The organism is Pyxidicoccus fallax, from assembly GCF_012933655.1.
In the GTDB taxonomy this organism is placed as follows: Bacteria; Myxococcota; Myxococcia; order Myxococcales; family Myxococcaceae; genus Myxococcus; species Myxococcus fallax.
Genome location: NZ_JABBJJ010000083.1, coordinates 19,058 through 40,207, shown reverse-complemented (window position 1 = coordinate 40,207; position 21,150 = coordinate 19,058). Strand labels below are relative to the sequence as shown.

Sequence of the window (21,150 nt, the reverse complement as noted above, 5' to 3'; positions counted from 1 at the left end):
GTCGAACCCCGGCCCCACCAACCGCCTGGCCCGGGAGCCCTCGCCGTACCTGCGCCAGCACGCCCACAACCCCGTGGACTGGTACCCCTGGGGCGACGAGGCCCTCGCGCGGGCGAAGGCGGAGGACAAGCCCATCCTCCTGTCGGTCGGCTACTCCGCGTGCCACTGGTGCCATGTCATGGCCCACGAGTCGTTCGACTCGCCGGAGACGGCCCGGCTGATGAACGAGGGGTTCATCAACATCAAGGTGGACCGCGAGGAGCGGCCGGACCTGGACCAGATCTACCAGGGCGTCGTGCAGCTGATGGGGCAGGGCGGTGGCTGGCCGCTCACGGTGTTCCTCACGCCGGACCTGAAGCCCTTCTACGGAGGCACCTACTTCCCGCCCCAGGACCGCTATGGCCGGCCGGGCTTCCCCCGGCTGCTGGCCTCGCTGAGGGACGCGTGGGTGAACAAGCGCGAGGACGTCCAGCGCCAGGCCGCGCTCTTCGAGGAGGGGCTCGGTGAGCTGGCCACCTACGGACTGGACGCCGCCCCCGGCACGCTGACGGCGGAGGACGTCGTGGCCCTGGGCGGGCGCATGGCCCAGCACCTGGACCCGGTGTACGGCGGCTTCGGCGGCGCGCCCAAGTTCCCCAACCCCATGAACCTGGCGCTGATGCTGCGCGCGTGGCGCCGCGGGGGTGGCGCGCAGCTCAAGGACGGGGTGTTCCGCACGCTGGAGCGCATGGCGCTGGGCGGCATCTACGACCAGCTCGGCGGGGGCTTCCACCGGTACTCGGTGGACGAGCGGTGGCTGGTGCCCCACTTCGAGAAGATGCTCTACGACAACGCGCAGCTCGTGCACCTGTACGCGCAGGCGCAGCAGGTGGAGCCCCGGCCGCTGTGGCGCAAGGTGGTGGAGGAGACGGTGGAGTACGTGCGCCGCGAGATGACGGACGCGGGCGGCGCCTTCTACGCGGCGCAGGACGCGGACAGCGAGGGCGAGGAGGGGAAGTTCTTCGTCTGGCGCCCGGAGGAGCTCCAGGCGGTGCTGCCCGCGCCCCAGGCCGAGCTGGTGATGCGCCACTTCCGCGTCACCCCGCCGGGGAACTTCGAGCACGGCACGACGGTGCTGGAGGTGGCGGTACCGGCGGCGGAGCTGGCGTCCCAGCGCGGGCTGCCGGTGGAGGAGGTGGAGCGCGAGCTGGCCGCCGCGCGCCGGGCGCTCTTCGACGCGCGTGAGCAGCGGGTGAAGCCGGGGCGCGACGACAAGGTGCTCTCGGGCTGGAACGGGCTGATGATTCGCGGGCTCGCGCTGGCCGCGCGCGTCTTCGAGCGGCCGGACTGGGCCCGGCAGGCGGTGGCCGCCGCGGACTTCGTGCTCTCGCGGATGTGGGACGGGACGCGGCTGGCGCGCTCGTTCCAGGGCGAGGCGCGCATCGACGGCTTCCTGGAGGACTACGGCAACCTGGCCTCGGGCCTCACCGCGCTCTATCAGGCCACCTTCGACGTGAAGTACCTGGAGGCCGCGGACGCGCTGGTGCGCCGCGCGGTGGAGCTGTTCTGGGACGCGGAGAAGGGCGCGTACCTCACCGCGCCGCGCGGGCAGAAGGACCTCGTGGTGGCGACGTATGGCCTCTTCGACAATGCGTTTCCCTCCGGGGCCTCCACGCTGACGGAGGCGCAGGTGGAGCTGGCGGCGCTCACCGGCGACAAGCGCCACCTGGAGCTGCCGGAGAAGTACGTGGCACGGATGCGCGACGGGCTGGTGAAGAACCCCATGGGCTATGGCTACCTGGGGCTGGCCGCGGACGCGCTGCTGGACGGCGCGGCGGGCGTCACCTTCGCCGGGACGCGCGAGGCGGTGGCGCCGCTGGTGGCCTCGGCCAACCGCGCGTACGCGCCCACCTTCGCCCTGGGGTGGAAGGACCCGGGCGCGTCGGTGCCGCCGCTGCTGCGCGAGATTTTCGAGGGCCGCGAGCCGGTGGGTGGCCGGGCCGCGGCGTACCTGTGCCGGGGCTTCGTCTGCGAGCGGCCCCTCACCGACGCGGAGGCCCTGGCCGGGCGGCTCACGGCGGCGCCCGGCCCGGCGTGAGTCGGGGCCTCAGGGCGAGGCCGGGACTCCAACCTCCTCTTCCTCCGCCTCGACGCGAGCGTAGCCCTCTCGCAGCGTGGCCGTCGCGTCGATGTCGGTGAGCGAGAAGTCATCCATGGTGAGCGTGCCCACCCGGTCCAGCGACAGGCCGAGGCTGAGCCTCCGGGCCGCGCTGGGGGCCCCGGGCGTCGTCCACTCGGCGCGGGTGTAGCTGCTGACGGCCGGGAGCAGGGGGCCCTGCGTCCAGTAGTCCCAGACGCCCGCGCTGTCGCGGTAGTACGCCTTGAAGCGCACCGGCACGTTGGACTTGTACCAGGCGGAGATGCGGTAGCGGTGGCCGGCCGTCGCCGCCGGTGAGCACGTGCCGCTGTCCTGCAGGCTGATGAGCTTGCGGTCGCCGCTGGAGATGCTGGTGATGCTCACCCGCTGCGCCCAGCCTCCGCTGTGGGCGTCCGAGGTGCGCGCCCACGTGAAGGTGTTGGTGCCGAAGCCGCCGCGCTGCCAGCAGTCCGGCGTCCCGTCGCCGTTGCTGTCCGACTCCAGCGACGGGTTCTTGAAGAGCTGTGACTGCGTCGGGGGCCAGCTCACCGGCGGCTTCAGCGTCCCGCCGATGACGGTGTCCATGAGGGCCACCGTGGTGCCGCGCGAGGCGCGGGGCGCCAGCCAGTCGAGGAACGCCGTCAGCACCGCGGGGGACGTGGAGTACGTCTGCGGTGGGTCGCACGGCCCGCAGATGTGGTGGAAGACGATGGGCACCCAGCCGCCGCCGGAGTTCTCGGCCTGCGTCACGTAGGCCTTCATGGTGTCGAGCGTGGTGGTGTCCTGCAAGGAGCCGTGCGTGCGAATGGCGTAGGCGTCCGCGGGGGGAACCGTCTCCGCGTAGGGATTGCTGGAGCCTCCAGTGGGCGTGCGCAGGCCGCCGCTTTCCCGGGCCGAGTTGTAGTTGCAGTCGATGACGATCTGCCGCGTGACGGAGTCCTTGTCGCCGAACGGGTAGGCGAAAGACGTCACCCGGAGGCCGGCGTTCAGCAGGGCCACCCGGTCATTGCAGATTTCCCTCCGCTGGTCGTCCGCGGAGAGCGTCGTCAGGCGCGGGTGCGTCAGCGTGTGGCCCCCGATTTCGTGCCCGGCGTCCTGGAGGGCGCGCACCTGGGCGAGCGTGAGGCGGCCGGACTGTCCCAAACGGCCGCTGTTGATGAAGAAGGTACCGCGCATCCCCCGGACCTCGAGGATGGCCGCGGCCTGAAGCTGACTGGCCAGCCCGTCGTCGAAGTTCAGCGACACGAGGACCTGTCCCGGCGCGAGCGCGCGAGTCGTGGTGTTCATGATGTCCCTCCCTGCAAGGCAACCTCACCTGGAAGGTGGGCACTCCTCCCCCGAAACGCGCGCGGGGCGCGGAAGGCCGTTCAAGGCCCCGCGCCCCGCGGTGTCACCCACGTGGGGAGGTGAGGACTAGAACAGCCGGATGGTGCTCGACTGGGCGCCGTTGCCGCGCACGCTGCGCAGCTGCTGGGCGTTGCCGTAGACGTTGGCCTCCGCGCAGGCCCCCAGCGCGCCGAGGTAGCGCACGTTGATGGCGTCGACGGCGCCGCGCGGGCGCACGATGACGCCGCTGAAGCGCACCAGCGTGTTGCGGTCATCCGCGTCCAGCGGGGTCTCCGGCGTCTTGAAGGCCACCGTCAGCGTCAGGCCGTCCGCGGACACGGTGGCGTTCACCGTCTCCGAGGCGTTGTTGTTCACCTGGTTCGTCACGAAGCGGCCCATGCTGCCGTCGATGTCCCGGTCCGCCGTCTCCAGCGCCGCCACCTGGCAGTCCTCGGTGCGCGGGGCGATTTCCACCGGCCGGTTGAAGGTCACCACCAGCGAGCCGTTCGCACCCAGCAGCGCGTCCGGGTCGTCCGCGTTGGAGTACACCGCGTACAGGTTCGCGTCCTGCGCGCCCGGGTTGGTGAGGAGGAAGGCCTGCTCCGGCTGGCTCATGCCCGCGACGATGTCCGACTGGCCCGACAGCACGCGGCCGTCCACCGCGCCGGCCAGCACCGCCTCGCAGTGGTACGGCGCGCCGTTGACGAGCTGCGCGCCCGGAATCACCGCGATGCCGTTGGCGTCCGTGGTGGCGCTCACCGTGGTGCTGGCCGTGGCCTCCGGCTGCAGGAAGTTGCCCGCCGTCTGCAGCATGTTGCCCTGGTCCGCCCGGTACTGGCAGTTCACCTTCGCGTCCGCCACCCCGCGGCCGTTGAGGTTCACCAGGAAGCGGTAGTCCACCGCGAAGCCCGTGGGGAACACGCGGAGGTTGACCACCTCCTGCGCGCTCTCGTGCTCGACGTCCTTGTCCCACGTCTGCATGGTGTAGCGGCCGAGGAACCGCTCGTAGCCCGGCGCCTGCGCGATGATGGGGAACTCCTCGCCCAGCGGAATGCCGTCAATCTGGTAGCAGCCGTCCGCCTCGATGCCGTTCTCCTTCGACAGGTCGCCCTCGCCACAGGGCTTCGCCCGGCGGAACTCGCCCTGGATGATGGCGTACACCTGGGACTTCGACTCGTCGTCGTCGTCGACGTTGTTCTTGCCGTCGTTCGACTTGAAGAAGTTCAGGCGCTGGCCGCTCTGGCCATCCACCACGAACCCCACGATTCGTCCCTCGCCACCGCTGCCGCAGCCCATGGCCGACGCGAGCGAGAGCACCACGAACGCCTTCTTCAGCTTCTGCATGGAGTGACCCCCCTAAATGAAATGCCCGAGGCAGGGTCGCTCTTAGTCCACGTGTTGGCGTCTGCACAGAGTCCGCCCGGACAGGGGCGGACTCCACCCAGGCCCGCAGTCTCTGCGGGCACTCACTTCACGTCCGTCACCTTGAGCGCGCCGATGAGGGGGGTGATTTCCGCGTTGCCCTCCTCGCCGAAGGCGAAGTGGGTGGCGTCGGCGACGGGCTGGTTGAAGGTGGGGTCCAGCTGGGTCCACTCGCCCACGTAGGCCTCCACCCACTCGTGCCAGTAGAGGGCGGGCACCTGGTCCTCGTTCACCATGTAGATGACGCCGTCCACGCGCCGCGAGGGGATGCCCGCCGCGCGCAGCAGCGCCACCGCCAGGAGCGAGTGCTCCGTGCAGTCCCCGCGCTTCTGCTCCAGCACGTCCGTGGCCCGGTCCGCGCTGGCGCCATAGTCCTTCGACAGGTTGCGGTACACCCACGCGTTCACCTTCTGCGCGGCGCGGTACGCATCCTGCTCGTCGCCGATGATTTTCTTCGACAGCTCGCGGATGGCGGGCGCGTTGCTCTCCACGACGAGGGTGGACTCGAGGTTCTCCCCGCCGTCCGGGTCCGTCAGCGGCCGGGGCTTGCGCACCGCGGGCGCCGCGGCCGACAGCGTCACCTCCACGCGGCCGTCCGGCAGGGCCTTGTACTTCTGCCGGTAGTTCTGCTCGCGGAACTTCTCCGGCAGCCCCTGCACCACCAGCGTGACGCTGCCGGGCACCGCGCGCGCGGAGTCGGGAAGCTGCCGCGGCAGCACCACGCGGGTGAGGCCGAACACCTCCACCAGGTCCAGGCGCCGGGCGACGGCCTCCGTCTCCTTGCGCGCCTGCATCGTCTGGCCGAAGTCCACCAGCACCATCTCCCCGCGCTGGGTGACGAAGGCCGTCACCGGCACCTTCTCCTTCTCCGACAGGGTGCTGGCCTTGCCGAGCTTCACCTTCACGCCGTTCACCACCCGCTGCTCGGGCGGCTCCACGGTGGTGGTGACGCCGTAGGTGCGCAGGTCCATGCCGTCCAGCGTGAAGCCGTCCACCTTCGCCTTGCGCAGCAGGGCCACGCGCGCCCCGTCCGCGTCCTCCACGCGCTCCTTCGCGGGGGGCAGCTTCGGCAGCTCCTCGTCCGCGCGGCCCGGGCGCTTGCGCACCACGCGCACGCCCTCCGGGGTGGCCGTGCCCACCAGCGTCTGGTCGCCGCCGTCACCCTTCTGCGTCACGGTGAAGGACAAGAGCCGCCCGCCGGGAGCGGCCTCGTAGATGCGCTCCTCGCGGTGCGTGCGCTCCGACACCCGCGTGCCCACCATGGCCTTGAAGACGAGCTGGTTGGTGGACTTCACCCGCGCGGGCTCGCCCGGGAGCAGCTCCAGGTCCGTGAAGAGCCAGCCCACCTTCTTGTCCATGAGGTACAGGCCGAAGTACTCGCCGCCCTTGGGGCGCGGGGCCTTCACCACGTCGGACAGCGGGGCCTTCGCCGGGGCCGCCGCCTTCGGAGCGGCGGTGGCCGGCGCGGGCTGCTGGGCCCGGGCGGAGGGTGCGCCCACGAGCAGGGCGCACAGGGAGACGGCAACCAGGGACGTCAGACGGGGCGGACGCATCATCACGCCCCTTCTAACGGGGGAAGGGGCCGTTGTCTTCAACGGCCCCGCGCGACGTCAGCCACCGGTCTGCAGGCGCTTGGTGAGGATGATGAGGTCGTCCCCCACCTTGTAGAAGTCGCGGATGCGCGCCTCCTCGCCGTACTTCATGGAGGCGTAGAAGCCGCGGGTGGGGCCGTAGGCCTCCGTGGCGCTCGTCTCCACGCGGATGAGGCGCCCGTTGCGGCGGCGCAAGTCGCCCTCCATGGCGGACACCAGCGCGGCGCCCACGCCCTGGCCCCGCACCTCGGGCGCGGAGGCAATCCAGTACAAATCGTAGGTGTCCTCCGTCATCGGCGTGGGGCCGTAGCAGACGTAGCCCACCAGCTGCCCGCCCCGGTCCGCGACGATGATGGAGTAGTCCGTGTTGCCTGGCGTGAGGGCGGTGCCCACCAGCTCGATGGCGACCTCAACCTCCTGCGGCGAGAAGGTTTCGATCTTTCGAATCAGCGCGGCGAGGGGCTCCCTGTCCTTTGCGGCGATGGGCCGGATGTCCATGTGCTCTCTCGAGGGCGACCTCCACGAGCCGCGCCGCCAGGGCCGGGTAGTCCATACCGGCCGCGGAAGCGGCCTTGGCGAACCCTGCGGTCGGGTGAAGGTCACAGTTGGGGTTGATGTCGATGACGTAGGGCACGCCTTCCGGTGAAACCCGGAGGTCGACCCGTCCATAGTCCTGACAGTCCAGTGCTGCAAACGCTTCCATCGCCACTTGCACGCACCGGGCCTCCAGGGACGCGTCCGCGCGGCACGGGCCGCTCGTCGTGTCACGATACTCGGCCGACTCCGGCTCCCACTTGGCGGTATAGGAGACGATGTTGGGCCGCTCTTCGAAGGTCCGCCCGAAGTGGATCTCCGTCAACGGCAGCGGCTGGCGCGGCTGGTTGCCCAGCAGCGGCACGTAGATTTCACGTCCCGGGATGAACTGCTCCACCAGCGCCGGCTGGTGGAACTCGCGGAGCACCGCGTCACACGCGCGCACCAGCGAGGCCCTGTCGTGCACGACGGAGTCCCACGTGATGCCCACGCTGGCGTCCTCGCGCGCGGGCTTGACCATGAGGGGCCAGGGCAGGTCCACCGCGAGCGCATCCTCCAGCCGCGCCACCACGCGAAAACCAGGGGTGGACACGCCGCGCGCCGTCAGCACCTCCTTCGCCTTGGGCTTGTGCAGCGCCAGCCCGAGCGAGAGGGCGGACGAGCCGGTGTAGGCCAGCCCCAGCGCATCCAGCAGGCAGGGGACCGCCATCTCCCCACGGCTGTCGGCCGCGAGCGACTCGCAGAGGTTGACGACGAGGTCCGGCTGGCGCCGGCGCAGCGTGTCCACGAAGTCCAGCCGGTCGCCCTCGATGGCGAGCGGCTCGGCCAGGGTGTCACCTCGATTGAGGGCCTCGGCCAGCGCCGCGGCGACCCGCACCACGTCCTCGCGGGCCTCCCGTCCGGGGTCGTCCTCGAGGAGGTCGTGGTCGCGGTTGTGCAACAGGATGATGTGCATTCGTAGGTGGCGGAAGGGTTAGCACGTCCAACGCCCTGTTCACAGTCCGCACGTGACGGTTGGCTACCTCCTGGGCTACCTCCCAAAAGGGTATGAAGTACGGTTGGCTACCTCCCGCGGGGGTAACCAGGAGTATGGAAAGGGCATCATGCGTATCCGCGACCCCATCCACGGCACCATCCCCGTCACGGACTCGGAGAAGGCCGTCATCGACAGCCGGCACTACCAGCGCCTGCGCTACGTGCGGCAGCTCGGCTTCGGGGACCTGGCCTTCCCCGGTGCCACGCACACGCGGCACGTGCACTCGCTGGGCGCCATGCACGTGGCCTCTCGCGTCTTCGGCGCGGTGGCCTCGCGCTCCACGCTGCCGGACGAGGTGCGCGAGCGCTTCTGTGCCGCGGTGCGGCTGGCGGTGCTCTGCCACGACCTGGGGCACATGCCGCTGTCGCACGCCTCCGAGCGCATCGCCCCGAAGCGCTCGCTCTTGCGCCTGCCGTCCTGGCTGGACGCCACGGCGGAAGGCGAGCAGGCCACCCACGAGGACTACACGGCGAAAATCATCCTCGACAGCTCGCTGACGCCCATCGTCGAGCGGCACTTCGGCACGCTGGGCATCACCCCCATGGCGGTGGTGGCGCTGATTACCGGCGCGAAGCCGCCGAAGGACCCGGGCTTCACGCACCAGGGCGTGGACTGGACGCCGCTGCTGCGCGCCATCGTCTCCGGCGAGCTGGACGCGGACCGGATGGACTACCTGCTGCGGGACTCCTTCTACACGGGGGTGAACTACGGCCGGTACGACATGGACTGGATCATCGGGAACCTCAACCCGGCGGTGAAGGACGGGCGGGCGTATCTCGCGCTCAGTCGGGCGGCGGCCTTCGCCTTCGAGGACTTCCTGCTCAGCCGCTACCACATGTTCGTCTCGGTGTACCTGCACCACACGTCGGTGAACTTCGACTACATGCTGCGGCGCTACTACGAGGAGTCGCCCGGCGAGTTCGAGATTCCGGCGGACCCGGAGGCGTTCCTCCTCTGTGACGACTCGGCGCTCTGGTACACGCTGCGCCGCTCGAAGAACCGGTGGGCCGAGCGCATCATCACGCGGCAGGGCTTCAAGCTGCTGGCGCAGTTCACCGAGCGCGACACGGGGTACGACCTGGACGTGCTGCGGAGCGCGCTGGTGTCGGGCAACTTCGAGCACTACGTCGTCGAGTCGCAGAACGTGCTCAGCAAGTACGCCTCCGGCGCGGGGGGCAAGGGGCCGAGCCTGTTCATCATCGACGCTTCCACCGGGCGGCTGACGGAAGTCGCGCGCTACACACCCCTGTATCAGCGCTACAGTGGCGCGGTGCGTCTGAGCCGGCTGTACGTACGGCCGGACCAGGCGGACAAGGCACATGAGCTGATGGGCCGGCTCCTCGGCCAGACGGTGCAACCATGAGTGAGCGACTTCCCGGTCTGGGCCTCGGCCTGGACGCGGACTACACCCCTCCGGAGCCCCTGCCGTCGTCGGTGGCGGTGCTGTACCGGCGCGCGGGCGACGGTGTGGAGGTGTTCTGGGTGAAGCGCGGCAAGGCGCTGCGCTTCGCGGGTGGCTTCTATGCCTTCCCCGGCGGGAAGCTGGACGCGGCGGACGCGGACGTGCCGGTGCGCGGCGCGTCGGGTGAGGAGGCGGCGCTGCGCTCGGCGGCCGCCCGGGAGCTGTTCGAGGAGACGGGCGTGCTGGTGGCGGAGGGGGCGGAGGCGCTCGCGCCCGAGCGGCTGGGCGAGCTGCGGCGCGCGCTGCTGGCGGGGGAGCGCAAGTGGGGTGACGTGCTGACGGCGGAGGGGCTCGCGCTGCGGGCGGAGGACTTCCGGGCCGCGGGGCGTTGGGTGACGCCGCCGTCCCTGCCGGTGCGCTTCGACACGCGCTTCTACCTGGTGGAGATGCCGGCGCACGCGCGCGCGGAGTGGTGGCCGGGGGAGCTGGCGGAGGGCACGTGGGTGAAGCCGGCGGACGCGCTGGCGCGGTGGGCGGACGGCTCGGCGCTGCTGCACCCGCCCGCGCTGCATGCGTTCCAGGTGCTGGGGGCCTTCACGGACGATTCAGACGCGCGGGCGCGGATGACGACGCCGCCGTACTGCCCGGGCTACATCGCGCAGCGCATCGAGTTCCAGCAGGGCGTGCGCGTGGTGGCGCTGGAGACGGCCACGCTGCCGCCGGCCGCGCACACCAACGCGTACGTGCTGGGCAACGGCGAGCTGCTCATCGTCGACCCGGGCGCGTCCGACGTGAAGCAGTACGCGAAGCTGCTGTCGCTCGTGTCGGGGCTGAAGGCGGACGGCCTGCGCCCGGTGGCGGTGGTGCTCACGCACCACCATGGAGACCACATCGGCGGGGCGCGCGCGGTGAAGGAGCGGCTGGGCATTCCGCTGTGGTGCCACGCGCGCACGGCGGACCGGCTGGACTTCCCGGTGGAGCGGCTCTTGGAGGACGGCGAGGTGCTGGAGCTGGCCGGGGAGGTGCCGCAGCGCTGGCGCGTGCTGCACACGCCCGGTCATGCACAGGGACACATCTGCCTGGTGGACGAGCGCAGCCGCGCGGCGGTGGTGGGCGACATGGTGGCGGGCGTGGGCACCATCGTCATCGACCCGCCCGAGGGCAACATGCGCGAGTACCTGACGCAGCTGGCGCGCCTGCGGGACTGGCCCGTCACCACGCTGTACCCGGCGCATGGCTCGCCGATTCCGGATGGGCCCGCGAAGCTGCGCGAGTACCTGGAGCACCGCGCGAAGCGCGAGGCGCTCGTCCTCGAGGCGGTGCCGCCGGAGGGGGCCACGCTGGCGCAGGTGGTGGCGACGGCCTACGCGGACACGCATCCGCTGCTGCACCCGGTGGCCGAGCGCAGCGCGCTGGCGACGCTGGAGAAGCTGGTGGAGGAGGGGCGGGTGCGCGAGGAGTCGCTGCAGTACTTCCGCGTCGGCTCCTGAGCCGCGTGCTCGCCGGAGGCTAGAAGCGGCCGGCGAGCCCGAAGGCCCCGCCACCCGGGGCGAGCCCCACGGTGGGGAGCAGCAGGGGCCCGTCGCGGCGCGCCTGCCTCGCGGCGGGGCCGGGGTCGGACAGCTCGTACCCGAGGATGGAGCCGACGATGGGCAGGGCGAGCCCGACGATGAGCGGCGCGCCCTCGAGCTTCGTGCCCGTCAGGCCGATGACGGCCAGGGGCGCCCCCGCGCCGACGAGCCCGCCGAGGAACGTGGGGAGCAGGCGCCCATGTCCATCCATCAGCGAGCCCGCGAGGTACACGCCCGTGGCCGCGCCCAGGCCCAGGCCAAGCGCGCTGGTGCCGGCGGTGAGGCGTTGTCCCGTGCGGCAGTCGTCGAAGCCGCACGTCATCCCGTCCGACAGGATGATGCCCCCGAGGAAGCCGAGCGCGACGCCGGAGCTGCCCGCCAGCACGGCGCCCACCGTCTCACTCGTGATGCGGAGCGTGGGGGAGATGTCATCGTCGGGCGCCGGGGCCCGTGCCATGACGGAGGTCGACAGGAGCAGGCACAGCACGAAGAGCGAACGGGATGTGGAGCGCATGGACACACCGAGGCGTTTTTTCGAGCGGTGAACGGCCCCGCTCACCACGCGCCCTTCTGGGAGAGTTCCGTATAGAAAGCCAGCTCCTCCGTGGAGACCCGGTCGAGCCACTCCGCGGTGAAGGTCGACAGGGGCCAGCTCCCCAGCGCACGCATCGTCTCGACGCCGCTCAGGAACGAGCGTCCACGCTCACGCATCTCCTTCACGGCCTCCTCGTCCGCCGGACTTTCCGTCAGCGTCGTGCCCTGCGTCATCACGGTCGAGCCCCCGAAGACGTGCACCATCCAGCCCCCTTCGGTGATGCGCCTTCCCACCGCCATCAGGGCCTGCCCGAGGTGCTGTCGCAGCGTGGGCTCCGTCTTCCGCCCCAGGGCCGCCCAGTCCGTCGCGGCGTGGGTGTAGCGAGGCGCGAGCAGCGCCGAAATCGTCGCGCCGAAGGCTGGCAGCCGGCCCTCGCCTGCCTGGGCGTGGGCGGCGCTGAAGGCCGAGTAGACCTCGCGGAGCGGGGGCTCGAAACGCAGGGCCGCCATGGCCTCGAGCTTGCCCACGAGCTCCTCCGTGAGCGGAGGCGTCACCGGGCCGAGCAGCGCCCAGAGCTGGAAGAAGAGGTTGTCCGGGTGCTCCTTCGCGAGACGGTCCAGGTGTCGTACGGCGATGGGGTGGGCCTTGCGACGCTGCGCCTGCGTCAAGGACGAACGCGTGAGGATGTCCAGCGCGACGATGCGCACCTCGATGCGAGCGTCCTCGACCCGGGTGAGGGCCTGGGCCAGCATGGCCTCGCTCACCGGAGCGTCCGCATTCGGGGCGAGGGTGTTGCTGTACTCCAGGAGGAAGGCTGTCGCCGCATCCAACCCGGGCGGCGGCGACCGCTGCTCCCGAGGCGTGTTGCAGGCGTTCCGGTCCCCCTCCTGCTGACGGGCAGAAGGAAGGAACAGGGACGCACGCAGGTCGGGACGTCCCTCCGCGACCCAGGCGCTCACCATGGCGGAAGTCCATTGCGTCGCGCCGTCCCGGCGCTGCGCGAGCAGCCGCCGCAACACCCGGAGCGCCGGGTCATCCGGCAGGCCCTGGAGCAGGGACTCCGCGCCCGCCACATCTCCCGCATCGAGGGCGAGGCAGGCCCGGACGAAGGCCACCCGCGGCTTCAGCTCCGGCGCGGCGTCCTCCACCCGGAGCAGCAGCGCCTCGGCACGGCTCCGTCTGCCGAACCTCGCGGCCTCGATGGCCGCCTGGAGCTGGAGGGACTGGAAGCCCGGCGTGCCCGCGAAGCGGTCCAGGTGGGTGGCTTCCTCGGAGTGGCGCGACGCCAGCCACTCGCAGGAAGCCCCATCACCGGCGCCGCAGGCCTTGAAGTACTGCTCCGTCGCCTGGTCCAGGTCCGCCGGCACGGCCCGCCCACACTCGTGAGCCTGGGCCTTTTGCCGGCACGCCAGGAGGTCCCCCCCCTCGCAGCCCTGGTCGAAGAGCTGGAGCGCCCGCGTCCCATCCGCCTCGCCCGCGTCCGGGGTGGAGGCCAGCATCCCCCCGAGCTGTGTACATGCACGAGGCAAGCCCTCGTCACAGGCGCGCCGATACATGAAGGCCGCTCGTGCCGTATCGCGCTCCACGCCCCGGCCCTGCTCGTACATCCAGGCCAGCAGGCTGCACGCCCGCGGGCTGCCGGTGTCACACGCCGTCCCGAGGACCGCCGCGGCACGGGCCGCGTCCTTCTTCACACCCGTCCCATCCAGTAGCAGCACCGCCTGCTCGACACATCCGTCCGCGTCCCCTCCCGCACACCCCTTCTGGAAGAGGGAGTACGCACGGGCCGCGTCCCGGCCCGGCGCGGTGTCCTTCAGAAGCGCGAGCCCGAGATGGGTGCAGCTCGCGGCCTGTTCGGCGCCGCACTCCACGTCCCGAGGGGGCCGGCTCTTGTCGCCACGCGACGAGCCAGAGCCCGGGGCCATCACCGCCACCCCGGCGATACCGCACAGCAGGAAGCCCACCACCACCCAACGCGTGCCACTCATGCGGCCCAGCATGACATCCGTCGCGGTGGGACGGGTAGCGAGCCACCACGCGTGCCAACGCCGGTGTGCATGGTCCTCAGAACCGGCCCATCAACCCCAGGCGAGGCCCTCGCTCGGTCATCCCGGCCACGGGCAGCACCTGCACCTGGCTGGCCGCGCGCGGCGGTGGCGCCCTGGGGGTGTCCGCGTGGGACAGCTCATAGCCCGCGGTGGCCCCCGCGATGGGGAGCAGCAGCAGGACCAGCGCGAGGGTGTCGTCCTCGGACGACGCGCCTATCACCAGCGAGCCCAGCAGCGCGCCGCCCCAGCCCACCGCGCTTCCTCCCACGGCGGAGAGGAAGGTGCCCCTGCCGCCCATGACGTGGCCTCCCGCCCAGGTCCCCACGGGGATGCCCACCAGCACCCCCGCGCTCCCACCCACCAGCGAGACGATGGCGCACTCGTCGCAGCCCACCGTGGGCGCCGAAATCAGATACCCCGCCAGCAGCCCCAGCGTGCCCGCGGCGATGCCGCCCGTGATGCCACCCACCATCTCCATGGCCACGCGGGGCACGGGGTCCGCCGCGCGCGCGGCGGCACGGCTCGGCCGCGCCCGCTCGTCCACGGAGGTGGAGGGGGCGCCCTGGTCGGAGGGCTCGCGCGAGTCGCCATCCCCGGAGGGCTTGTCCGGGGCATCCGGAGGCGTGGCGGGGACGAGCGGCGGAGGCGTCAGCTCGGAAGGGGGCGTCCGGACCGGCTCCTCCTCGGGCACCTCCTGTCCCCGGGCGGTTCCCGCCAGGGTCAGGGCGACGAGGAAGGAGCAGAGCAGGCGCGAGGGCTTCACCGGGGCCACGCTACCGCAAGGCGTGGCCGCCGTCGCGTCACCCCGCGGAAGCCTCGGACATGCGCTGCGCGCGGCTCTTGCGGCGCAGCAGCAGCATGGCGAGGGGAATGGCGGTCAGCAGCGCCTGCGGGACGAGCGACACCGCGTCCGGGTACAGGCCCAGCAGGTCCACGGTGACGAAAGGCATCGGCACCAGCGGCAGCGCGCCCACTTCCTGGAGCGCGTGCAGGCCCTTGCCCAGCAGCATCACCGCGGTGGCGACGAGGATGACGGTGGACGCGTTGAAGAGCGTCTTCATGGGCAGCCGGTAGCCCAGGCGGTTGACGAAGAGCACCAGCGCGGCGATGGCCACCACGCCGGCCGCCGCGCCCCAGGCCACGCCCGCCGGCGAGTCCAGCGCGAGGCCCTGGAGGAAGATGGCCGTCTCGAAGCTCTCGCGCAGCACCGCGGTGAAGGCGATGAGGAACAGGCCCGTCATGCTGCCGCGCCCCAGCGCGCCCTGCATCTTCTGGCGCAGCTCGCCCATGAACTGGCTCATGTTGGAGCGCGCGTTGAGCCACAGCGCCGCGTACAGCAGCATGGCCACCGCCACCAGCGCGGCCACGCCCTCCATCCACTCGCGCTGCGCGCCGGCCATCAGGTGCCGGCCGAGCACGTAGGCGATGGCGCCCACCACCAGCGCGGAAATCCACCCGGCGTGCACCACGCGCACGTGCTGCGTGGCCTGCATCTTCCGCAGCGCCGCCAGCAGCGCGGTGACGATGATGGTGGCCTCGAAGCCCTCGCGGATGAGGATGAGCAGCGTCAGCCACATCGTGGACAGGAGGTCCGCCGCGCTGCCGGAGTCACGCCGCGCCTGGTCCAGCAGCGACACCAGGTCGCGTCCGGCGTCCTGGAGCTGGGGGCCGTTGCCGCGCTCGGCGGCGAGCCGCGCGTTGAGGAACGCCTCCTCCAGCTTCCGCACCAGCGCCGGGTCGCGCGAGCTCAGCTTCGGCTCCACCGGCTCCAGCCCGTTGAGGTACGCGTCCATCAGCGCCGCCTTCGCGCCCGGGAAGTCACCCGCGTTGCCCTGACGCAGGGCCTCCTGGATGCCCTCGCGCGCGGCCAGCAGCGAGCGCTCCTCGTCCGCGTCCGGCAGCTTGCGGCGCAGGCACGCGAGGTGCTCCTGGCCGTACTGCTTCACCAGGTCGTCATCCGTCGCGTTGGCCAGCCGCTCCAGCGAGGCGCGCGGCGGGGTGCCCTCGCACGGGGGCAGGCGCATCGTGAAGACGAAGAAGGCCAGCGACCAGCGCTCCTCCTCGGTGAGGGTGGGGTAGGCCGGCATCGCCGTGCCCGGCACGCCGAAGCTGGTGGTGTTGAAGGCCTTGTACGGGGTGAGGCCGCCCATCAGCTCCGCGTCCTGGAAGTTGGCGGGGGCGGGCTCCATGGTGGCCGCGATGGGCACGTTCGCGCTGCCGTCCACGCCGTGGCACGCGGCGCAGTTCTGCTGGAAGAGCACCTTGCCGCGCTCGAGGTCCGGCGGACGGCGCGGGCTGCGGGCCAGGCCTCCGGCCAGCACCAGGTCCTCCACCAGCGCGCCGCAGTCCCGGCTGACGCCCGGCGCGTCCTGCGCCAGGTCCACGCGGGCCTGGATGGCCTTCACGCGCGGCAGGAAGGTGGCCGCCGCCGGGCCCAGCTCCTTCGTCGCCTCCACGGCTTCCGCCGCGAAGCTCTTCTGCTCCGCCAGCTCGAACTCGGACTGGGACTCGATGGCCAGTGGGTAGTCGGCTTCGAGGTACTGGAGGATGCCCACCAGCCGGTGCCACGTTCGCTCCTCGGAGGCGCCCTCCGCGGCACGGGCCGACAGGGGCAGCGCGAACAGGAGGCACAGGACGAGCGAAGCGGCGCGATTCATGCCCTCCGATCTACCAGCCGAGGGGCCGTACCTTCAATCTTGCGAGTCAAAATCAAAATTCCGCCGTTCAAGTAGCGGCCGGAATGGGGGTGTCCGGGCCGCTCCACCGCTCCACCACGAGCGAGCGGATGCGCAGGCGGTCCACCGACCAGTCCCCACCGTGGAGCCGGCCCACGGCCAGGGCGCCGATGGCCAGGGCCCCCACGCTGAGTGCTCCCACAGCGACGGCGCCGATGGCCAGGGCCCCCATGGCGGTGGCGCCGGTGACGGTGGCACCCGTGGCGAACGCGGGGAGGGCGCGAGGGCGGGAGGTGCGTCCGAGGCGCAGCAGGGGCGCCAGTCGCATGCTCAGGGTCAGCGCCGCCAGGTTGGACGCGGTGAGCGCGGCGGCACCCGCCAGGAGCGCGGTGCGCCAGGAACCCTCGGTGGGCGGGGCAGTGATGACGGTCTGCATGGCGTGGAGGTGGGCACTCACACCGGGTGTGCCACCTGACGACAGTCGAGGCCCCTGGCCGGATGGCAGGTCCCTGGGCCCGGAGGCTTCGAGGGACGTCAGTGTCGGGGCGCTGGGGCGTCGGTCTCTCCCCATGGACCAGGAAGCCGCACCGAAGCCCGCCGCGCCGCTGAAGATGTACATCCTCATCCGCGACTCGGTGCCCACGGGCCACGCGGTGCTGGCGGCGGCGCACGCGTCGCTCGCGGCGTACCTGAGGTTCCAGCACACGCCCGAGGTGGCCGAGTGGCTCTCCGGCCCCTTCTACAAGGCGGTGTGCCGGGTGTCGGACGCGGAGTTCGAGCAGGGCCGCGCGTGCGAGGACCACGTGGTGCTCACGGAGTCCTCGCTCGGCGGCCAGGAAGTCGCCATCGCCTTCCGGCCCCGGCGCGAGTGGCCGAAGGCGTTCCGCTTCTTCCGTCTCTACAAGTGACGCGGGCTTCAGCGCTCGTAGGTGAGGAAGGCGAAGGGCAGCTCGGCCTCGGGGTGTCGCTCCTCCTCGATGAGGCGCCACCCGGACAGGTCCACCTCGGGGAAGAACGCGTCGCCGGGGAAGTCGCGGTCGATGCGGGTGAGGTAGAGCCGGGTCCAGCGGTCCATCGTCTGCGCGTACACGTCCGCGCCACCGGCGATGAACACTTCGTCGTCACCGCGCGCTTTCGCCAGGGCGAGCGCCTCGTCCACCGAGTGCGCCACCTGCACGCCCGCGGGCGCGAAGTCCCGCTGGCGGGTGATGACGACGAAGTGACGTCCCGGCAGCGGGCGGCCGATGGACTCGTACGTCTTGCGGCCCATGACCAGGGTGTGGCCCATGGTGAGCCGCTTGAAGCGGGCGAGGTCCGCGGACAGGCGCCACGGCAGCTGGTTGCCGGCGCCGATGACGCGGTTGGAGGCGGCGGCGACGATGGCCGACAGTCTCATACGGCCACGGGGGCCTTGATGGCCGGGTGCGGGTCGTAGTCCTCGAGCGTGAAGTCCTCGTAGCGGAAGGCGAAGAGGTCCTTCACGTCGGGGTTGATGCGCATGCGCGGCAGCGGCCGGGGCGAGCGCGACAGCTGCTCCTTCGCCTGCTCCACGTGATTGAGGTACAGGTGCGCGTCGCCCACGGTGTGGATGAACTCGTGCGCCGTCAGGCCCGTCACCTGCGCCACCATCATCGTCAGCAGCGAGTACGAGGCGATGTTGAACGGCAGCCCGAGGAAGATGTCCGCGCTGCGCTGGTAGAGCTGGCAGGACAGGCGGCCGTTGGCCACGTAGAACTGGAAGAGCACGTGGCAGGGCGGCAGCTTCATGTGGGGAAGGTCCGCCACGTTCCACGCGCTGACGATGTGCCGGCGCGAGTCGGGGTTCTTCTTCAGCCCCTCGACCAGCAGCTTCATCTGGTCGATGTGTTCGCCGTTGGGCGCCGTCCACGAGCGCCACTGGTGGCCGTAGACGGGGCCGAGGCTGCCGTCCGCGTTGGCCCACTCGTCCCAGATGGTGACGTTGTGCTTCTGGAGCGAGTGCACGTTGGTGTCCCCCGCGAGCATCCACAGCAGCTCGTGGAGGATGGACTTCACGTGCAGCTTCTTCGTCGTGACGAGCGGGAAGCCCTGCGTGAGGTCGAAGCGCAGTTGGTGGCCGAAGACGCTGAGCGTGCCCGTGCCGGTACGGTCGCCCTTCTTCGTCCCATGGTGGAGGACGTGGTCGAGCAGGGAGAGATAGGGCTGCATGGGCCATCTATTAGCGGCCCCCCGCACGGACACAAGTATCGAGTGCGCGCCTTTGTCCAAGGCGAACTTGATTCAGCTCCGCACAGGTCTGTAGCAGCGGCGCGCCTTCTCGTAGACGCCATGCATGGCGGGCCGTTAGAAGCCCGTCGACCATGAAGATCTACACGAAGACCGGAGACGCCGGGGAAACGGGCCTGTTCGGCGGAGGGCGCGTCGCGAAGGACGACGCGCGCGTGGACGCGTACGGCGAGGTGGACGAGCTGAATGCGACCCTCGGCCTGGCGCGGGGCTTCCCGATGCCGACGGACATGGACGCGCTCTTACAGCGGCTGCAGGACCAGCTCTTCACGCTGGGCGCGGTGCTGGCCACGCCGGCGGGCACGAAGGCGTCCTCGCACATCCCCGAGCTGAAGGCGGAGTGGGCGGAGGACATGGAGCGCAACATCGACAGCTTCGAGGCCGAGCTGCCGAAGATGACCCACTTCGTCCTGCCCGGGGGCACGCAGGCCGCCGCGGCGCTGCACCTGGCGCGCACCGTGTGCCGCCGCGCGGAGCGCCGCACCGTGCCGCTGTTGCGCGAGGGGATGATTCCGCAGGCCGTGGTGGTCTACCTGAACCGGCTGTCCGACCTGCTCTTTGTCATGGCGAGGCTGGCCAACCACCGGGCGGGCGTGCAGGACGTGAAGTGGATACCGGAGAAGCCCACGAAGTAGTCGCGGCGTAGAAGACTCGAATGGCTGTGTTGCCCACCTCCCAGCTCCGTGAGCTCGCCAGTCTGGTCGGCTTCGACCTGGTGGGCTTCGCGCGCGCGGAGCCCATTCCTCCCGCCTTCCTCATGGAGTGGCTGGAGGCCGGCTTCGCGGCGGACATGGACTGGATGGGAGAGCGGGCGGCCGAGCGCCTGGACGTTGACCGGCTCCTGCCCGGCGCGAAGACGGTCATCGCCTTCGCGAACAACTACTGGCGGGACGACGCGGAGTCGGTGGACTCGCCCATCGCCCGGTATGCGCGCGGGCGCGACTACCACTCCACGCTGCGCGACCGGATGAAGGCCTTCCGCAAGGCCGTGACGTCCACGTTCCCCGGGGTGGGCACCTACGGCAGCGTGGACAGTGGCCCGCTGATGGAGAAGGTGTGGGCGGCGCGCGCGGGGCTGGGCTACGTGGGGAAGAATGGCTGCTTCATCACCGAGCCGTATGGCTCGTGGGTGCTGCTGGCCACGCTCGTGCTGGACGCGGAGGTGGACGCGTACGGCAACGGCCCGGCGGAGAACCGCTGCGGCTCGTGCCGCCGGTGTCTCATGTCGTGTCCCACGGGCGCGCTGGTGGGCAACGGCCGTGTGGACGCGCGGGCGTGTCTCTCCTACCAGACGATTGAGAACCGCGAGCACCAGGTCCCCGAGGCGTTCCGCCTCAAGTTCGACAACCTCATCTTCGGCTGCGACATCTGCCAGCAGGTGTGTCCGCTCAACCGTCATCCCGTGTTTGCGGAGAATCCGCGCTTCGCGCCGAGAGCGGTGGCGGAACTGGGCACGCTGGAGCTGGCGGGGCTGACACCGGAACAGTACGAGCACCTGGTGCCCGGTACAGCGTTGGCACGCGCGCGCTACGACGGGCTGCGCCGCAATGCCGTGTATGCACTTGGCGTGTCGAAGCGGGCGGACGCGCGGAAGTTGCTCGAAAAGCTCTGCGGCGATTCGAGTGAATTGGTACGTACCGCTGCGCAATGGGCGCTCAGCCAGCTCGAACCCTGACCTCCTCCACCGCCGCCTCTCCGCTGACCCTGGTGTACGCGCTGATGTGCGTCCAGGTCCTCATCAGCGCCGGGACGTACCTCACGGGCAAGCGCGCGATGATGGAGCTGCCGCCGCTGACGGTGGTGATGTGGCGGTTCCTGCTGAGCGGCTCGGTGTTCGTGCTGCTGCTGTGGCTGTCTCCGGGTCCCAAGGTGCCGCCGCGCGAGGAGTGGCGGCGCGTGTTCATCCTGGGGCTCCTGGCGGGGCCGGTGAACCAGGGGTTCTTCTTCTACGGGCTGTCGAAGTCCACGGCGGCGCACGCGGCGCTGCTGTACGCGCTGACGCCGCTGGGTGTGTACCTGTTGAGCCTGGGGCGCGGGCAGGAGCGGGCGTCGCTGCGGGCGGTGGCGGGCATCGTCACGGCGTTCGCGGGCGTGGTGGTGCTGCTCTTGGGGCGTGGGCTGGCGGATGCGAGCGGCTCGCTGATGGGAGACCTGCTCATCCTCGGGGCGGTGGCGGCGTGGGTGGTGTACACGACGGAGGGCAAGCCCTTCGTGGCGGCGCATGGCCCGGTGCGCGCGACGGCGTGGAGCATGGTGGCGTCCACGGTGCTGATGCTGCCCATGGCGCCGTTCATGGCGAAGCCCGAGCAGGTGCTGGCGGCGAGCACCGCGGCGAAGGGCTCCATCGTGTACCTGGGGCTGCTGACGTCGGTGGTGGCGTACCTCATCTGGTACTACGCGCTGTCGAAGGTGCCGGCGTCGAAGGTGGCCATCTTCTCCAACCTCCAGCCCGCGGCCACGGCGCTGGCGGCGTGGGCGCTGCTGGACGAGGAGCTGCACTGGGCGATTGCCGTGGGCGGCGTGCTCGTGCTGCTGGGCGTGAGGTTGACGCAGATGGCGCACGTGCGGCCTCCGCCCGCGTCCCCGCTGCCGGGGGAATCGGGACGGCAGGCGGCGTAGACTCGCCGG

19 protein-coding genes are annotated in these 21,150 nt (G+C 71.1%); 7 read left to right on the top strand and 12 right to left on the bottom strand.

Features of this window, described 5'->3' with window-relative positions:
* Nucleotides 1–25 precede the first annotated feature (25 nt).
* Nucleotides 26–2,077: a thioredoxin domain-containing protein gene (locus HG543_RS19190; protein ID WP_169346254.1), complete on the top strand. Its 2,052-nt coding sequence runs from the start codon at nt 26–28 to the stop codon at nt 2,075–2,077.
* Between the two features lie 9 nt (nt 2,078–2,086).
* Here HG543_RS19190 and HG543_RS19185 read toward each other — a convergent pair whose 3' ends face one another.
* From HG543_RS19185 to HG543_RS19165, 5 genes are all read right to left on the bottom strand, one after another.
* On the bottom strand, nt 2,087–3,403 hold the full coding sequence (locus HG543_RS19185) for a polysaccharide deacetylase family protein (RefSeq protein WP_169346252.1): 1,317 nt from the start codon (nt 3,401–3,403) through the stop codon (nt 2,087–2,089).
* A 126-nt stretch (nt 3,404–3,529) separates the two neighbouring features.
* Complete coding sequence (locus HG543_RS19180; RefSeq protein WP_169346251.1) at nt 3,530–4,786, bottom strand: hypothetical protein; 1,257 nt, start codon at nt 4,784–4,786, stop codon at nt 3,530–3,532.
* Between the two features lie 122 nt (nt 4,787–4,908).
* On the bottom strand, nt 4,909–6,420 hold the full coding sequence (locus HG543_RS19175) for a transglutaminase-like domain-containing protein (RefSeq protein ID WP_171818281.1): 1,512 nt from the start codon (nt 6,418–6,420) through the stop codon (nt 4,909–4,911).
* 54 nt (nt 6,421–6,474) lie between these two features.
* Complete coding sequence (locus HG543_RS19170) at nt 6,475–6,849, bottom strand: GNAT family N-acetyltransferase (RefSeq protein WP_343073393.1); 375 nt, start codon at nt 6,847–6,849, stop codon at nt 6,475–6,477.
* Nucleotides 6,850–6,865: 16 nt separating this feature from the next.
* Entirely contained in the window at nt 6,866–7,945 is a 1,080-nt protein-coding gene (locus tag HG543_RS19165) for a D-alanine--D-alanine ligase family protein (protein ID WP_169346248.1), read from the bottom strand.
* Nucleotides 7,946–8,093: 148 nt separating this feature from the next.
* Here HG543_RS19165 and HG543_RS19160 point away from each other — a divergent pair, with 148 nt between their 5' ends.
* Together HG543_RS19160 and HG543_RS19155 are read left to right on the top strand one after the other, a co-directional pair.
* Nucleotides 8,094–9,389, top strand: a complete 1,296-nt coding sequence (locus tag HG543_RS19160) for an HD domain-containing protein (RefSeq protein WP_169346247.1) — start codon at nt 8,094–8,096, stop codon at nt 9,387–9,389.
* The gene (locus tag HG543_RS19155) at nt 9,386–10,918 is read left to right on the top strand and encodes an MBL fold metallo-hydrolase (RefSeq protein ID WP_169346246.1); all 1,533 of its coding nucleotides are present in this window, start codon (nt 9,386–9,388) and stop codon (nt 10,916–10,918) included. Before HG543_RS19160 ends, HG543_RS19155 begins: the two co-directional genes overlap by 4 nt.
* Before the next feature lie 19 nt (nt 10,919–10,937).
* Here HG543_RS19155 and HG543_RS19150 read toward each other — a convergent pair whose 3' ends face one another.
* From HG543_RS19150 to HG543_RS19130, 5 genes are all read right to left on the bottom strand, one after another.
* Complete coding sequence (locus tag HG543_RS19150) at nt 10,938–11,513, bottom strand: hypothetical protein (protein WP_169346245.1); 576 nt, start codon at nt 11,511–11,513, stop codon at nt 10,938–10,940.
* A gap of 41 nt (nt 11,514–11,554) precedes the next feature.
* A complete protein-coding gene (locus tag HG543_RS19145; protein WP_169346244.1) occupies nt 11,555–13,522 on the bottom strand; it encodes a tetratricopeptide repeat protein in 1,968 nt (655 codons plus the stop codon).
* Between the two features lie 76 nt (nt 13,523–13,598).
* On the bottom strand, nt 13,599–14,345 hold the full coding sequence (locus HG543_RS19140; RefSeq protein WP_343073392.1) for a GlsB/YeaQ/YmgE family stress response membrane protein: 747 nt from the start codon (nt 14,343–14,345) through the stop codon (nt 13,599–13,601).
* A gap of 37 nt (nt 14,346–14,382) precedes the next feature.
* Complete coding sequence (locus tag HG543_RS19135) at nt 14,383–16,239, bottom strand: FTR1 family protein (protein ID WP_169346242.1); 1,857 nt, start codon at nt 16,237–16,239, stop codon at nt 14,383–14,385.
* 67 nt (nt 16,240–16,306) lie between these two features.
* The gene (locus tag HG543_RS19130) at nt 16,307–16,714 is read right to left on the bottom strand and encodes a hypothetical protein (RefSeq protein WP_343073391.1); all 408 of its coding nucleotides are present in this window, start codon (nt 16,712–16,714) and stop codon (nt 16,307–16,309) included.
* A gap of 112 nt (nt 16,715–16,826) precedes the next feature.
* Here HG543_RS19130 and HG543_RS19125 point away from each other — a divergent pair, with 112 nt between their 5' ends.
* Complete coding sequence (locus HG543_RS19125) at nt 16,827–17,165, top strand: hypothetical protein (protein ID WP_169346241.1); 339 nt, start codon at nt 16,827–16,829, stop codon at nt 17,163–17,165.
* 8 nt (nt 17,166–17,173) lie between these two features.
* Here the strand turns inward: HG543_RS19125 and HG543_RS19120 are convergent, their stop codons facing one another.
* Nucleotides 17,174–17,653 (bottom strand): dihydrofolate reductase, encoded by a 480-nt coding sequence (locus HG543_RS19120; protein WP_169346240.1) that lies wholly within the window; start codon nt 17,651–17,653, stop codon nt 17,174–17,176.
* Complete coding sequence (locus HG543_RS19115; RefSeq protein WP_169346239.1) at nt 17,650–18,444, bottom strand: thymidylate synthase; 795 nt, start codon at nt 18,442–18,444, stop codon at nt 17,650–17,652. Before HG543_RS19115 ends, HG543_RS19120 begins: the two co-directional genes overlap by 4 nt.
* 152 nt (nt 18,445–18,596) lie before the next feature.
* Between HG543_RS19115 and HG543_RS19110 the strand changes: the two genes are divergently transcribed.
* From HG543_RS19110 to HG543_RS19100, 3 genes are read left to right on the top strand one after another with little or no spacing between them, the layout of a single operon-like run.
* Nucleotides 18,597–19,157: a cob(I)yrinic acid a,c-diamide adenosyltransferase gene (locus tag HG543_RS19110; RefSeq protein WP_169346238.1), complete on the top strand. Its 561-nt coding sequence runs from the start codon at nt 18,597–18,599 to the stop codon at nt 19,155–19,157.
* A 20-nt stretch (nt 19,158–19,177) separates the two neighbouring features.
* Nucleotides 19,178–20,197, top strand: coding sequence for a tRNA epoxyqueuosine(34) reductase QueG (gene queG, locus HG543_RS19105; protein ID WP_169346237.1), 1,020 nt, complete (start codon nt 19,178–19,180; stop codon nt 20,195–20,197).
* Complete coding sequence (locus HG543_RS19100) at nt 20,170–21,141, top strand: DMT family transporter (RefSeq protein ID WP_169346236.1); 972 nt, start codon at nt 20,170–20,172, stop codon at nt 21,139–21,141. The genes queG and HG543_RS19100 overlap by 28 nt, the downstream gene beginning before the upstream one ends.
* The last annotated feature ends 9 nt before the right edge of the window (nt 21,142–21,150 follow it).